Here is a 13,444-nt window from a genome sequence, read left to right as displayed (position 1 = left end):
CGCAAGGCCGATGCTGCATGGATCGCAAGCGCCTGCTCCGCAACCCGTTGATCTGGGTCCTCGTCGTGATCCTGGTCTACTTCGCCTTCTCCACGCTCTTCGACGACACCCGCGGGTACACGCAGGAGCCGACGTCCACCGCGATAGCGCAGATCACCAGCGGGAACGTCAAGGACGCAGTGATCGAGGACAAGGAGCAGCGTCTCCGGCTGACGCTGGCCAACCCGCTGCCCGGCACCTCGACGACGCAGATCATCAGCCAGTACCCGGCGACGTCGGCGAACGCGGTGTTCGACGCGCTGCGCCAGGCGGGGAACAACCCGACGTACAACACGGTCGTCCGTCAGGACTCGTTCCTGATGTCGATGCTGATCTACCTGATCCCGCTGGGGCTGGTGCTGCTCATCCTGTTCTGGATGATGAACAACGCCCAGGGCGGCGGGAACCGCGTCATGTCCTTCGGCAAGTCGAAGGCCAAGCAGCTCAACAAGGACATGCCGAAGACGACGTTCGGCGACGTCGCGGGTGCCGACGAGGCAGTCGAAGAGCTGTACGAGATCAAGGACTTCCTGCAGAACCCGGGCCGCTACCAGGCACTGGGCGCGAAGATCCCCAAGGGCGTGCTGCTCTACGGCCCTCCCGGCACCGGCAAGACGCTGCTCGCGCGTGCGGTCGCCGGCGAGGCGGGCGTGCCGTTCTACACGATCTCGGGTTCGGACTTCGTCGAGATGTTCGTCGGTGTCGGCGCCTCGCGTGTGCGTGACCTGTTCGAGCAGGCCAAGCAGAACAGCCCCTGCATCATCTTCGTCGACGAGATCGACGCGGTCGGGCGCCAGCGCGGTGCCGGCCTCGGCGGCGGTCACGACGAGCGGGAGCAGACGCTCAACCAGCTGCTCGTCGAGATGGACGGCTTCGACGCGCGCGGCGGCATCATCCTGATCGCCGCGACGAACCGGCCCGACATCCTCGACCCGGCGCTGCTGCGTCCCGGCCGGTTCGACCGGCAGATCCCGGTCGGTGCCCCCGACCTCGCGGGTCGCCGCGCGATCCTCGCCGTGCACTCCAAGGGCAAGCCGTTCGCGCCCAACGTCTCGTTCGACGGGCTGGCCAAGCGGACGGTCGGCATGTCCGGCGCGGACCTGGCCAACGTGATCAACGAGGCCGCCCTGCTCACCGCGCGCGAGAACGGCACGCAGATCACCGAGGAGGCGCTCGAGGAGTCGGTCGACCGCGTCGTCGGTGGCCCGCGGCGCAAGGGCAAGATCATCTCCGAGCAGGAGAGGAAGATCACCGCCTACCACGAGGGCGGGCACGCGCTCGCCGCGTGGGCGATGCCCGACCTGGAGCCGGTCTACAAGCTCACGATCCTGCCGCGTGGCCGCACCGGTGGGCACGCGCTCGTCGTCCCGGAGGACGACAAGGGCCTCATGACCCGGTCGGAGATGATCGGCCGCCTCGTGTTCGCCATGGGCGGGCGCAGCGCCGAGGAGCTGGTCTTCCACGAGCCGACGACGGGTGCGTCCTCCGACATCGACCAGGCCACGAAGATCGCCCGCGCGATGGTCACCGAGTACGGCATGAGCGCCAAGCTCGGCGCCGTCCGGTACGGCCGCGAGCAGGGTGACCCGTTCCTGGGGCGGTCGATGGGCAACCAGGCCGACTACTCCCTCGAGGTCGCGCACGAGATCGACGAGGAGGTGCGCAAGCTCATCGAGGCGGCGCACAACGAGGCGTGGGAGATCCTCAACACCTACCGCGACATCCTCGACGCGCTGGTCTTCGAGCTCCTGGAGAAGGAGACGCTCACCCGTAAGGACCTCGAGCGCATCTTCGACCGGGTCGAGAAGCGGCCGCGCATCACCGCGTTCAACGACTTCGGCGGCCGCACTCCGTCGGACAAGCCGCCGATCCAGACCCCGGCCGAGCGCGCCCGCGAGCGCGGCGAGCCGTGGCCGCCCGACACCCGTCCCGCCCTCGAGCCGGCCCCGGTCGGTTCGTACCCCGGCGGTGGCGGCAACGGCGTCCCGGCGCCGGGCCCCAACGGGGGCGCCCCAGGCGGCCAGCAGCCCTACCCGGGCGGTGGTTTCCCGCAGGCCCAGCAGGGCTGGCAGGACCGGACGCACCAGGTTCCGCTCGAGCCGGGCCGGCCGGCGGTCGGTGGGCACCACCCGCCGCGGCCGCAGCAGCAGGCGCCCGGGCAGCCGCCCAACGCGGTCCTGCCCAACTACGGCGCCCCGGCCGACTGGCGGCCCGCCACCACCCCGGCCGGCCAGTCCTGGCCGCCGCCGCAGTGGCAGCAGCCCACCGACGCCACGGGCCCGTCCGGAAACGGACACCAGACCGATGCATACCGGACCGACGGGCACCAGACCGACGGGCACGGCCCCGACGCCGACAGCCCGACCCCGCCGGACGGGACCGCCGGGCCCACCAACGGGACGCGACCGGTCGACGGGACCGGGGAGCGTCCGGGGCAGGGGTCCTGACGGTGGCCACCCCCACCGCGGGTGCCCCGGTTTCGGCCAACGGGCACCGCGGCATCGATCATGTGCGCGCCGAGGCGGCGGTCCGCGAACTGCTGATCGCCGTCGGCGAGGACCCCGATCGCGAGGGGCTGCGTGAGACCCCCGCCCGGGTCGCGCGCGCCTACGGAGAGCTGTTCGCGGGTCTCTACACCGACCCGGACGCCGTGCTGGACAAGACGTTCGACGAGCACCACCAGGAGCTCATCCTGGTGCGCGACATCCCGTTGTTCTCGACGTGCGAGCACCACCTGGTGCCGTTCCACGGTGTCGCGCACGTCGGGTACATCCCGAACGTCACCGGCCGTGTCACCGGGCTGTCCAAGATCGCCCGCGTCGTCGAGAACTACGCGCGACGCCCGCAGGTGCAGGAGCGGCTCACCGGGCAGGTCGCCGACGCGCTCGTGCGCAAGCTCGAGCCGCGCGGCGTGATCGTCGTGATGGACGCCGAGCACCTGTGCATGGCGATGCGCGGGGTCCGCAAGCCCGGGGCACGGACGACGACGTCGGCCGTCCGCGGCATCTTCGCGACCTCGTCGACGTCCAGGGCCGAGGCGTTGTCGCTGATCCGGAGCGGGTGACCCGTGGCGCGCGACCTGCCGCGGCCCGGCCGGTGCGCGGTCCTGGGCATCCTCAACGTCACCCCGGACTCCTTCTCCGACGGTGGCCGCTTCCTCGACACGGACGCCGCGGTCGCCCACGGGGTCGCCCTGCGTGATGCGGGTGCCGACCTCGTCGACATCGGCGGCGAGTCCACCCGGCCCGGCGCGCACCGGGTCGGCGCCGACGAGGAACGTGCCCGGGTGCTGCCCGTTGTCCGGGCGCTCACCGCCGAGGGCGTGCCCGTCAGCATCGACACCACCCGCGCCGACGTCGCCGAGGCTGCGCTCGACGCGGGGGCGGTCGTCGTCAACGACGTGTCGGGCGGCCTCGCCGACGGGCGGATGGCCGCGGTCGTCGCCCACGCCCGGGTGCCGTGGATCCTCATGCACTGGCGCGGGCACAGCGACCGGATGGCCGATCTCGCGACCTACGACGACGTCGTCGCCGAGGTGCGCGACGAGCTCGTCGGCCGCGTCGACGCCGCCGTGCTGGCGGGGGTCGACCCGTCGCGGATCGTGCTCGACCCGGGGCTGGGCTTCGCCAAGACCGGCGACCACAACTGGGCACTGCTGCACCGCCTCGACGTGCTCGTCGACCTGGGGTTCCCGGTGCTGGTCGGAGCGTCGCGCAAGCGGTTCCTCGGCACGCTGCTCGCCGACGACGCGGGCATCCGCCCGCCCGGTGGCCGTGAGGTCGCGGGCGCCGCGGTCACCGCGCTGGCCGCGCAGGCCGGCGCGTGGGGCGTGCGTGTGCACGACGTCGCGTCGTCGGTCGACGCGATCGCCGTCGCCTGCGGGTGGCGCCTCGGCGCGGCACCCGACCGCGCGGGAAGGTTGACGGGACGATGACCGATCGCATCGAGCTGCGGGGGCTGCGGGTCCGTGGCAACCACGGGGTGTTCGACCACGAACGCCGCGACGGCCAGGACTTCGTGGTCGACGTCGTCTGCTGGATGGCTCTCGAGCAGGCCGCCGCGTCCGACGACCTCGCCGACACCCTCGACTACGGGGCGCTGGCCCAGCGCGCGGCCACGGTCGTCGGCGGGGAGGCGTGCAACCTGATCGAGACGGTCGCCGCCCGCGTCGCCGACGCGCTGATGACCGACGAGCCGCGGCTGAACGCCGTCGAGGTCACCATCCACAAGCCGCAGGCGCCGATCCCGCTCGACTTCGCCGACGTCGCGGTCGTCGCCCGGCGGTCGCGCAAGTCGCAGGGGCGGGGACGGATCGTGCCGGCGTGACCCGCGCGGTGCTCAGCCTGGGCTCCAACCTCGGCGACCGGATCGCCCACCTGCGCACGGTCGTCGACGACATGGCCGACGTCCTCGTGGCTGTGTCGCCGGTGTACGAGACGGCGCCGTGGGGCGGGGTTGAGCAGCCCGACTTCCTCAACGCGGTGCTCGTCGTCGACGACCCGGCCGCCGACGCGTGGGCCTGGCTGCGCCGGGGACAGCGCCTCGAGCAGGCCGCGCACCGCGTCCGCGAGCAGCACTGGGGCCCGCGGACGCTCGACGTCGACGTCGTCGCGGTCACCGACGACGGCCGCGACGTCGTGAGCACCGACCCCGAGCTGGTGCTGCCGCACCCGGGCACACCGGAACGGGCGACGGTCCTCGTCCCGTGGCTCGACATCGACCCCGCGGCGGTGCTCGCCGGCCGCGGCCCGGTCCGGGCGCTGCTCGACGCGCTGCCACCGGACGACGCCGCCGCGATGCGCCGCCGCGACGACCTGGTACTGGGTGTGTCCCCGCGGCCCGGCGACCGGGCGCCGCGATGAGCCGGGCCCGACAATGAACCGGGCTCGGCTGTGACCGGGGATCGGCGATGAACCCCGTGCGCCCCCGCGACCTCCTGGTGGCCGGGCTGGCTGCTGCGGTCGTCGCGCACCTGGTCGTCCGGCTCACCTACGGCTCGCTGCCGACGTTCCCGCTGCTCGCGGGCGCGACGCTCGCGGTGCTCGGCGTGGCCGAGGTGATCGCCGGGACCATGCTGCGCGCCCGCATCGAGCGCCGCCCCGGCACCCGGCCCGTGCAGCCGCTGGTCGCGGCCCGTGCCGTCGTCGTCGCGCAGGCGTCGGCGATGGGCGGCGCCGTCGTCGCGGGGCTGTGGCTCGGCCTGCTCGTGTACGTGCTGCCGAATGTCGGAGAGGTCGACGCCGCGGGTTCCGACGCCCGCGCCGCCGCTGTCGGTGCGGTCTCCGCGCTCGTGCTGCTGGGCGGCGGGCTGTGGCTGGAACGTTGCTGCCGCACCCCCGACGACCCGGGGGCCGACGGGCCGGACCGCGGAAACACCGGGTCCGGCGGCGCACTGCCGGGCCGCTGACGGCCCGGACCCTCCGCGGCCCGTCGGGGCCGCCCCGTAGGCTGGGGGCCCATGACGCAGGCGCACACGGTCGCGATCCCGACCAGGACCCGGCACCGCAGAGTGGTCCTCGCGCCGATCGTCGGGCTCGTCGTTCTCGCGATCTGCGCCCTCGTCGTCATCGGCATCCTGGGCTCCACGATCGGGGTGGGCGCGGTCATCGCCGGCGCGGTCTGCGCGCTGCTGCCGGTCGGCCCGGTCGTCGCCACCTTCCTGTGGATCGACCGATGGGAGCCCGAACCGCCGCGGCTGCTGTTGCTGGCGTTCCTGTGGGGCGCGGGCTTCGCCGCCCTGTCCGCACTGCTGATCAACAGCAGCGCGGCCGTCGCGGCCGACGGCCTGCTCGGCAAGGGCAGCGGCGACCTGCTGGGCGCCACGATGATCGCGCCGTTCGTCGAGGAGGCCGTGAAGGGCCTGTTCCTCGTCGGTCTGCTGGTGTTCATGCGCCGCGAGATCGACGGCATCGTCGACGGGGTCGTCTACGCCGGGCTCGTCGCCGCCGGCTTCGCGTTCACCGAGAACATCCTCTACATCGGACGGGCGTTCGCCGAGGGCATGGGCACCCAGAGCAGCGTGCTCACCGTGCTCCTGCTGCGCGGCGTGTTCTCCCCGTTCGCGCACCCGCTGTTCACGGCCATGACCGGCATCGCCGTGGGGCTGGCGGCGGCCTCACGGTCGATCGCGGCCCGCGTCGGCTGGGTGCTGTGCGGCTACCTGTGCGCGGTCGCCCTGCACGCGTTGTGGAACGGCTCGGCCACCCTCGGCGGCAGCTCGACGTTCATCACGGTCTACGTCGCGGTGATGGTGCCGATCTTCGTCGGCATGGTCGTGCTCGTCGTGTGGCAGCGCCGCCGGGAGCAGCGGACGGTCGTCGAGCAGCTGCCCGGGTTCGCCGCGGCGGGCTGGATCGCGCCGAGCGAGGTCGAGCTGCTGGCCAGCCTGACCGGGCGGCGGGGCTGGCGGCGCGCGGTGCGCAACCGCTCGGGGCGGCAGGCGTCCCGTGCGGTCGCCGAGTACCAGGCGGCCGTCACGGAGATGGCGTTCATGCGGGCCCGCATCGCGCGCGGCGCGGTGCGCGACAGCGCCCAGCAGCGCCACGACGAGATGCTTCTCCTGCTCAAGAAGTCCCGCGCCAAGGCCCTGGGCATGCCCGACGCGCTGAGCGCGGCGTGGAAGCAGCAGCCCCCGCCCGGCTGGGAGCCGCCGACGGTCATGGCCGCACCGCCCGGGCCCGCGGGCAGGCTCGTGGTGCCCCGCCCGCCGACCGCGCCGGCCGCTCCCGGCCCGCCGGGCCCGCTGCCGCCGAGGCCGCTGTACCCGCCCGGACCCCCGCGCGCACCGGGTGGTCTCCGCCCGGGTCCGCCCCCGCCCGGCTTCGGCCCCCCTCCGGGCCACGGCCCGCCGCCCGGGTACGGCCCACCTCCCGGGTACGGGCCGCGGCCGAACCAGCCCCCGCCGCCGGGGCGCCGTCCCTGATTCCCGGACGGGACGTGGCGTACGCCGCTGGTGAAGCAGCTCACGCGGCCCTGATCGCGGCAGCGCCGTCCGTCTAACCTGTGCTCGTCGTCAGCAGTGGCCGACACCTCGTCCGGTACCCGGCAACGGGACTGGAACGGGCAAGGAGCAAGTGATGAGTGCAGGCAGGCCTGCGCGGCTGGCCGTCGGAGTGGTCTCCGCAGGCCGGGTGGGTTCCGTGATCGGTGCCGCCCTGGCCGCCGCGGGACACCACGTCGTCGCCACGTCCGGGGTCTCCCGGGCGTCGGTGCAGCGTGCCGCGACGTTGCTCCCCGATGTGCCGCTCCGCCCGCCCGACGACGTCGTCGCGGGCGTCGATCTCGCGCTGCTCGCCGTCCCCGACGACGTGCTGCCCGGTCTGGTCCGCGGCCTCGCCGCCGCCGGGTCGTTCCGGCCCGGTCAGATCGTCGTGCACACCTCCGGCGCGCACGGGGTCGCCGTGCTGGACCCGGCGTCGGAGCACGGCGTCCTGCCGCTCGCGCTGCACCCGGCGATGACGTTCACCGGCCGCGTCGAGGACGTGCAGCGGCTGACGTCGTGCTGCTTCGGCGTCACCGCGCCCGAGCCCGACGAGGCCGCCTGGAGCGTCGGGGAGGCGCTGGTCGTCGAGATGACGGCCGAGCCCGTCCGGGTGCCGGAGGCCGTCCGCCCGCTCTATCACGCGGCGCTCGCCCACGGGGCGAACCACCTGGTCACGCTCGTGCGCGATGCCGCGGACCTGCTGGAGAAGGCCGGTATCCGGCCCGCGGAACGGCTCCTCGGGCCGTTGCTGTCGGCCGCGCTGGACAACTCGCTGCGCCACGGCGACCGCGCTCTCACCGGCCCGGTGGCGCGCGGCGACGCCGGCACCGTCGCCACCCACCTGCGTGTCCTCGACGCGGCCGACCCCGACGTCGCACGCACCTACCGGACCCTCGCGGGGCGCACCGCCCGCCGGGCCCTGGCCGCCGGGCTCCTGCCGGAGCCGGCCGCCGCCGACGTGCTCACCACCCTGCAGGAGGACCGATGACCGCCGCCCGGACCGCGGGCGGGTACCGCACCGGTGAGCTCACCGTGCACCGGGTGCCCGCCGACATGAACGCCGTCAGCCGCGCGCTGCGGGGTGGGGGCCGACGCGTCGTCCTGGTGCCGACGATGGGCGCCCTCCACGACGGCCACCGCGAGCTGATCCGGCACGCCCGGCTGCTGCCCGGGGCGACCGTCACCGCCGTGTCGATCTTCGTGAACCCGCTGCAGTTCGGCCCGGACGAGGACCTCACGCGCTACCCGCGGCCGCTGGAGGCCGACCTCGAGGTGCTGCGCGAGGAGGGCGTCGAGCTGGCGTTCGTCCCGTCGGTCGACGACATGTACCCGCCCGGCGCGCAGACCCGGATCGTGCCGGGCCCGCTCGCCGACGAGCTCGAGGGCGCCGTCCGGCCGGGACACTTCGAGGGCGTGCTGACGGTCGTCGGCAAGCTGTTCCAGATCGTCGCGCCCGAGGTCGCCCTGTTCGGGGAGAAGGACTTCCAGCAGCTCGTGCTGCTGCAGAAGATGGTGCGCGACCTGAACTTCCCGCTCTCCATCGTCGGCGTGCCGACGGTCCGAGAGCCCGACGGGCTGGCGCTCTCGTCGCGCAACGTCTACCTGTCCGACGAGCAGCGCGCCCTCGCTCCGCTCCTGCAGCGGGCGCTCACCGAGGGTGCGTCGGTGTCGGCCCGCGGTGCCGACGCGGTGCTCGCGCGGGCCCGCGGGGTCCTCGCGGCCGAGCCTGCCCTGACCGTCGAGTATCTGGAGCTGCGCGACCCGGAGCTCGGCCCGACCCCGGAGGCCGGCCGCGCGCGGCTGCTCGTCGCCGCCCGGCTCGGCACCACCCGCCTGATCGACAACGTCCCGGTCCAGCTGTAGCTCGGAGGCCATCATGTTCCGCACGATGATGAAGTCCAAGATCCACCGTGCGACGGTCACCCAGGCCGACCTGCACTACGTCGGATCGGTCACCGTCGACCTCGACCTGATGGAGGCCGCCGACCTGCTCGAGGGCGAGCAGGTCGCGATCGTCGACATCACCAACGGCGCGCGGCTGGAGACCTACGTGATCCCCGGTGAGCGCGGCTCGGGGGTCATCGGCATCAACGGTGCGGCCGCCCACCTCGTCCACCCCGGCGACATGGTCATCCTGATCTCCTACGGCCAGCTCGACGAGGCCGAGGTGAAGGCCTACGACCCGCGCGTCGTGTTCGTCGACGCCCGCAACCGCGTCGTCGAGGTCGGCGACGACCCGGGACACGCGCCTGCCGGGTCGGGCCTGACGTCGGGCTCGGTCACCCGGATCCGGTCGGCCTGACGCCGGTGCTGCTCTGCATCGACGTCGGGAACACCCAGATCGCCCTGGGTCTCTACCGCGACACCCCGGCACCCGCCGACGACGGGACCGAGCCCGACCCGCGGCCCTCCCTCGTCCGCGACTGGCGGATGCGCACCGACGCCCGGATGACGGCCGACGAGCTCGACGTCGCGATCCGCGGCCTGCTGGGCGAGCGGGCCGGCGACGTCACCGGGATCGCCGCGCTGTCGACGGTCCCGTCGCTGCTGCGCGAGCTGCGCCTCATGCTCGACCGGCGCGGCGAGCAGATGCCGACGGTCATCGTCGGCCCCGGCGTGCGCACGGGGGTGCCGCTGCTCGTCGACAACCCGCGCGAGGTCGGCGCCGACCGCGTCGTCAACACCCTTGCGGCGCACCGCATCTTCGGGACGGCCTGCGTCGTCGTCGACTTCGGGACGTCGACGAACATCGACGTCGTCTCCGCCCGCGGCGAGTTCCTCGGCGGCGCGCTGGCCCCCGGCATCGAGATCTCGATGGAGGCGCTCGCGACCCGCGCCGCGGCGTTGCGGACCGTCGAGCTGGTGCGGCCGCGCTCGGTCATCGGCAAGAACACCGTCGAGTGCCTGCAGTCCGGGGTGATCTTCGGGTTCGCCGGGCAGGTCGACGGCCTGGTCGACGCCATCGTCGCCGAGATGGGTCCCAAGGCGGGCCCGGTGACCGTCCTGGCGACGGGCGGGCTCGCCCCGCTGATGGACGGGGTGTCGCGGACGGTCACGGAGTTCGTCCCCGACCTGACCCTGCTGGGGTTGCGCCTGACCTACCTGCGGAACCTGCGCGCGAGCGACGCCGCCGCGAGGTGAGCCGCTCACTGCCCCGGGCGAGACCTCACGGCAGCTCCGGCGCCGGAACGGAGCACTGAGATTGCGCGCCGCTCTCCGGGTGCGACCCCACGGTGGTCCGGGCGCCGCGGGACAGAACTGAGGGTGCGCGCGGTTTCGTCGTCGACGACGGCAGGTGCGTGCACCGATGACAGGACGGCCGGGGCACGTGGCTAACCTTTCTCGGCGTGACCGACGAGCACTCCACGCCCCCCGACGCAGATCTCCCCGAGCAGCTCCGGGTGCGCCGGGCCAAGCGGGCGGAGCTGCTCGAACAGGGCATCGACCCGTATCCCGTCGAGGCCGGCCGCACGCACACGCTGCGTGAGGTCCGCGACTCCCACCCCGACCTCCCGCCGGACACGGCGACGGGCGACCGGGTCGCCGTCGCCGGCCGGGTGATGTTCCAGCGCAACACCGGCAAGCTCTGCTTCGCGACGCTGCGCGAGGGCGACGGCACCGAGCTGCAGGCGATGCTCAGCCTGGCCGATGTCGGTGAGGAGACGCTCGCGAGCTGGAAGGCCGTCGTCGACCTCGGCGACATCGTCCTCGTCGAGGGTGAGGTCATCACCAGCCGCCGCGGTGAGCTGTCGGTGTCGGCGACGTCGTGGCGGATGCTGGCCAAGGCCGTCCGCCCCCTCCCGGTGGCGCACCGTGAGCTGTCCGAGGAGACGCGGGTCCGGCAGCGCTACGTCGACCTGATCGTGCGGCCCAGGGCCCGCGAGATGGTCCGGGCCCGCTCGACGGTTCTGCGCACGCTGCGGCGCGTCTTCGAGGAGCGGGACTACATCGAGGTCGAGACGCCGATGCTGCAGGTGCTGCACGGCGGCGCGACGGCCCGGCCGTTCGTCACGAGCTCGAATGCGCTGAGCCAGGATCTGTACCTGCGGATCGCGCCGGAGTTGTTCCTCAAGCGCGCGGTCGTCGGCGGCATCGAGCGGGTCTTCGAGCTCAATCGCGTTTTCCGCAACGAGGGGATCGACTCCACGCACTCCCCGGAGTTCGCGATGCTCGAGGCCTACCAGGCCTATGCGACCTATGACGACATGGCCGAACTCGTTCGGGACCTCATCCTCGAAAGCGCGCGCGCCGTCTTCGGTTCCACGGTCGTCACGCACGCCGACGGAACCGAGCACGATCTGGGCAAGCCGTGGCGCAGTGTCACCCTTCACGCCTCCGTGGCCGAGGCGGTGGGCCAAGAGGTGACCATCGACACCCCGGCCGAAACACTGCGTAGGATCGCGGCCGATCACGACATCGAGCTGAAGGATTCCTGGGCGGCCGGCGAGATCGTTCTGGAACTTTTCGAGAAGCTCGTCGAGCACACCCTCGTGGAGCCCACGTTCGTCCGCGACTACCCGGTGGAGGTCAGACCACTCACCCGGCAGCACCGCGACGATCCGCGGTTGGCCGAAGCGTGGGACCTCATCATTTTCGGAACGGAGCTCGCGACGGCGTACTCCGAACTCGTCGATCCCGTGGAACAGCGCGAAAGGCTGTACCGGCAGTCGTTGCTGGCTGCGGCCGGCGACCCCGAGGCGATGCAGCTCGACGAGGACTTCCTGCGGGCCATGGAGTACGGCATGCCTCCGACCGGAGGCATGGGCATGGGCCTCGACCGACTGCTCATGACGCTCACCGGCCTCGGCATTCGCGAGACAATTCTCTTCCCGCTCGTTCGGGCCGAGTGACGTTCGTCGCCGGAACTGGTTTCTCGGTTCCGGTACCGGGTGACTCGGCTCGACACCGTCCGCGGAATACGGATAGAGTCCCGCATTGGTGGCGACGCCACAGTTGCAGGGACGCATATGTTGCGAGAATGGAGGCTGCGGCGGTGGCGCAGATCCGTGAGATCAGACTGATCGACGACCTGGACGGTAAGGCGGCGGACGAGACCGTTGAGTTCGGGATCGACGGCAAGGTCTACGAGATCGACTTGTCCGAGTCGAATGCCGGAAAGCTGCGGGACGCGCTGGCGTCCTATGTCGCAGCCGCCCGGCGGGCCGGTGGACGGCGACGTGCCGCAGCCGGCTCGGCACCGGCGAATCGACGCCAGTCCGTCGATCGCGAGCAGAACCAGGCAATTCGGGATTGGGCTCGGAAGCGTGGGATGAAGGTCTCGGACCGTGGCCGCATCCCGGCCGAGGTGCTCGAGGCATATCACCAGGAGAACTGAAGCCGGCGAATGTGCCGGACCGAGCGGGGCCGATCGGATGCGATCGGCCCCGCTCGTGTTCTGTGGCCCGTTCTCCGTGCGTTCCCGTGACGGCCCCCACGTGGTACGGCGGCCGCATCCGCCGATCGGGGTTAGGGTGGCCTGCATAGCTGTCTGGGCCGACGCGTCCGCCCTCACGGCGCATGCGACGACGGAGGGAGACGAGATGCCCCGCTCGGCCATGAGCCTCGAGGTACTGAGAACCGAACGGATCGGCCCGCACATGATCCGCGTGATCGCGGGCGGTCCAGGTCTCGCGGAGTTCCCCGGGACCGACCACACCGACCGTTACGTCAAGCTCCTGTTCTCCCCGCCCGGGGTCGAGTACCCCGAGCCGTTCGACGTCGAGGAGATCCGCCGCGAGCTCCCGCGCGACCAGTGGCCGCGTACCCGCACGTACACCGTTCGCGCCCTCGACCACACGACAGGTGAGCTGACGATCGACTTCGTGCACCACGGCGACACCGGCATCGCGGGGCCGTGGGCCGCCGCCGCCCGCCCGGGCGACGTGCTGCGCCTGCTCGGCCCCGGGGGCGCCTACGCGCCGAACCCGGCCGCCGGCTGGCACCTGTTCGTCGGCGACGACGCCGCGCTCCCCGCGATCGGTGCGGCCGCCGAGCGGCTCCCACGCGGGGTGCCCGCGCTCGCGGTCCTGCAGGTCGACACCGCCGACGACCATCAGGACCTGCCCACCGAGGCCGACCTGCGGGTCACCTGGCTGCACCGGGCCGACCTTCCCGCGGGCGGCGACCCGGGCGAGGCCGCGGCCGCCCAATTGCTCGACGCGGTTGCCGCGCTGGCGTTCCCCGTGGGCGACGTGCACGCATTCGTCCACGGTGAGGCGGCCGCGGTGAAGGGACTGCGCAGGCACCTGCTCGACGAGCGCCGTGTGCCCCGCGACGCGCTGTCCGTGTCCGGCTACTGGCGCCGTGGCCGCGACGAGGAGGGCTTCCGCGTCTACAAGCAGGAGGAGCGCGCAGCCGAGGAGGCCGCCGCCCAGGGGCGCTGACCGCAGTGCCGGTCCGGGCGCCGGGAACAGTGCCGGGAAC

14 protein-coding genes are annotated in these 13,444 nt (G+C 72.9%); all 14 read left to right on the top strand.

The window, feature by feature from the left end; translation table 11 throughout:
• Window positions 1–17: 17 nt before the first annotated feature.
• The 14 genes from ftsH (at window position 18) to TOK_RS08445 (ending at window position 13,404) form a co-directional block, all read left to right on the top strand.
• Window positions 18–2,486: an ATP-dependent zinc metalloprotease FtsH gene (gene ftsH, locus TOK_RS08510; RefSeq protein ID WP_098957254.1), complete on the top strand. Its 2,469-nt coding sequence runs from the start codon at window positions 18–20 to the stop codon at window positions 2,484–2,486.
• 2 nt (window positions 2,487–2,488) lie between these two features.
• On the top strand, window positions 2,489–3,103 hold the full coding sequence (gene folE, locus TOK_RS08505; protein WP_098957253.1) for a GTP cyclohydrolase I FolE: 615 nt from the start codon (window positions 2,489–2,491) through the stop codon (window positions 3,101–3,103).
• 3 nt (window positions 3,104–3,106) lie between these two features.
• Window positions 3,107–3,973 carry a dihydropteroate synthase gene (gene folP / locus TOK_RS08500; RefSeq protein WP_098957252.1) on the top strand — a complete coding sequence of 289 codons (867 nt, stop codon included), beginning with the start codon at window positions 3,107–3,109 and terminating at the stop codon, window positions 3,971–3,973.
• Window positions 3,970–4,365 (top strand): dihydroneopterin aldolase, encoded by a 396-nt coding sequence (folB, locus tag TOK_RS08495; RefSeq protein WP_098957251.1) that lies wholly within the window; start codon window positions 3,970–3,972, stop codon window positions 4,363–4,365. Before folP ends, folB begins: the two co-directional genes overlap by 4 nt.
• Entirely contained in the window at window positions 4,362–4,901 is a 540-nt protein-coding gene (gene folK / locus TOK_RS08490) for a 2-amino-4-hydroxy-6-hydroxymethyldihydropteridine diphosphokinase (RefSeq protein WP_098957250.1), read from the top strand. The genes folB and folK overlap by 4 nt, the downstream gene beginning before the upstream one ends.
• A gap of 47 nt (window positions 4,902–4,948) precedes the next feature.
• Window positions 4,949–5,446 carry a DUF3180 domain-containing protein gene (locus TOK_RS08485; RefSeq protein WP_098957249.1) on the top strand — a complete coding sequence of 166 codons (498 nt, stop codon included), beginning with the start codon at window positions 4,949–4,951 and terminating at the stop codon, window positions 5,444–5,446.
• A gap of 51 nt (window positions 5,447–5,497) precedes the next feature.
• Window positions 5,498–6,961: a PrsW family intramembrane metalloprotease gene (locus tag TOK_RS34675; RefSeq protein ID WP_098957248.1), complete on the top strand. Its 1,464-nt coding sequence runs from the start codon at window positions 5,498–5,500 to the stop codon at window positions 6,959–6,961.
• A gap of 154 nt (window positions 6,962–7,115) precedes the next feature.
• Complete coding sequence (locus tag TOK_RS08475) at window positions 7,116–8,009, top strand: Rossmann-like and DUF2520 domain-containing protein (protein WP_098957247.1); 894 nt, start codon at window positions 7,116–7,118, stop codon at window positions 8,007–8,009.
• The gene (gene panC, locus TOK_RS08470) at window positions 8,006–8,884 is read left to right on the top strand and encodes a pantoate--beta-alanine ligase (protein ID WP_098957246.1); all 879 of its coding nucleotides are present in this window, start codon (window positions 8,006–8,008) and stop codon (window positions 8,882–8,884) included. The genes TOK_RS08475 and panC overlap by 4 nt, the downstream gene beginning before the upstream one ends.
• A gap of 13 nt (window positions 8,885–8,897) precedes the next feature.
• Window positions 8,898–9,323: an aspartate 1-decarboxylase gene (panD, locus tag TOK_RS08465; protein ID WP_098957245.1), complete on the top strand. Its 426-nt coding sequence runs from the start codon at window positions 8,898–8,900 to the stop codon at window positions 9,321–9,323.
• Between the two features lie 5 nt (window positions 9,324–9,328).
• Window positions 9,329–10,162, top strand: a complete 834-nt coding sequence (locus TOK_RS08460) for a type III pantothenate kinase (protein ID WP_098957244.1) — start codon at window positions 9,329–9,331, stop codon at window positions 10,160–10,162.
• A 206-nt stretch (window positions 10,163–10,368) separates the two neighbouring features.
• Window positions 10,369–11,871 carry a lysine--tRNA ligase gene (gene lysS, locus TOK_RS08455; protein WP_098957243.1) on the top strand — a complete coding sequence of 501 codons (1,503 nt, stop codon included), beginning with the start codon at window positions 10,369–10,371 and terminating at the stop codon, window positions 11,869–11,871.
• A gap of 128 nt (window positions 11,872–11,999) precedes the next feature.
• A complete protein-coding gene (locus TOK_RS08450) occupies window positions 12,000–12,356 on the top strand; it encodes an Lsr2 family protein (RefSeq protein WP_374754871.1) in 357 nt (118 codons plus the stop codon).
• Window positions 12,357–12,561: 205 nt separating this feature from the next.
• A complete protein-coding gene (locus tag TOK_RS08445; protein WP_098957242.1) occupies window positions 12,562–13,404 on the top strand; it encodes a siderophore-interacting protein in 843 nt (280 codons plus the stop codon).
• The last annotated feature ends 40 nt before the right edge of the window (window positions 13,405–13,444 follow it).

Source organism: Pseudonocardia sp. N23 (genome assembly GCF_002583555.1).
Classification (GTDB): Bacteria; Actinomycetota; Actinomycetes; order Mycobacteriales; family Pseudonocardiaceae; genus Pseudonocardia.
This window is presented reverse-complemented; position numbering and strand designations above follow the sequence as displayed.

Excerpts from the sequence above, each read along its gene's own strand:
- ftsH (WP_098957254.1), top strand. The coding sequence starts at position 18 with ATGGATCGCAAGCGCCTGCTCCGCAACCCGTTGATCTGGGTCCTCGTC.
- folB (WP_098957251.1), top strand. The coding sequence starts at position 3,970 with ATGACCGATCGCATCGAGCTGCGGGGGCTGCGGGTCCGTGGCAACCAC.
- TOK_RS08485 (WP_098957249.1), top strand. The coding sequence starts at position 4,949 with ATGAACCCCGTGCGCCCCCGCGACCTCCTGGTGGCCGGGCTGGCTGCT.
- TOK_RS34675 (WP_098957248.1), top strand. The coding sequence starts at position 5,498 with ATGACGCAGGCGCACACGGTCGCGATCCCGACCAGGACCCGGCACCGC.
- TOK_RS08475 (WP_098957247.1), top strand. The coding sequence starts at position 7,116 with ATGAGTGCAGGCAGGCCTGCGCGGCTGGCCGTCGGAGTGGTCTCCGCA.
- panC (WP_098957246.1), top strand. The coding sequence starts at position 8,006 with ATGACCGCCGCCCGGACCGCGGGCGGGTACCGCACCGGTGAGCTCACC.
- panD (WP_098957245.1), top strand. The coding sequence starts at position 8,898 with ATGTTCCGCACGATGATGAAGTCCAAGATCCACCGTGCGACGGTCACC.
- TOK_RS08450 (WP_374754871.1), top strand. The coding sequence starts at position 12,000 with ATGGAGGCTGCGGCGGTGGCGCAGATCCGTGAGATCAGACTGATCGAC.
- TOK_RS08445 (WP_098957242.1), top strand. The coding sequence starts at position 12,562 with ATGCCCCGCTCGGCCATGAGCCTCGAGGTACTGAGAACCGAACGGATC.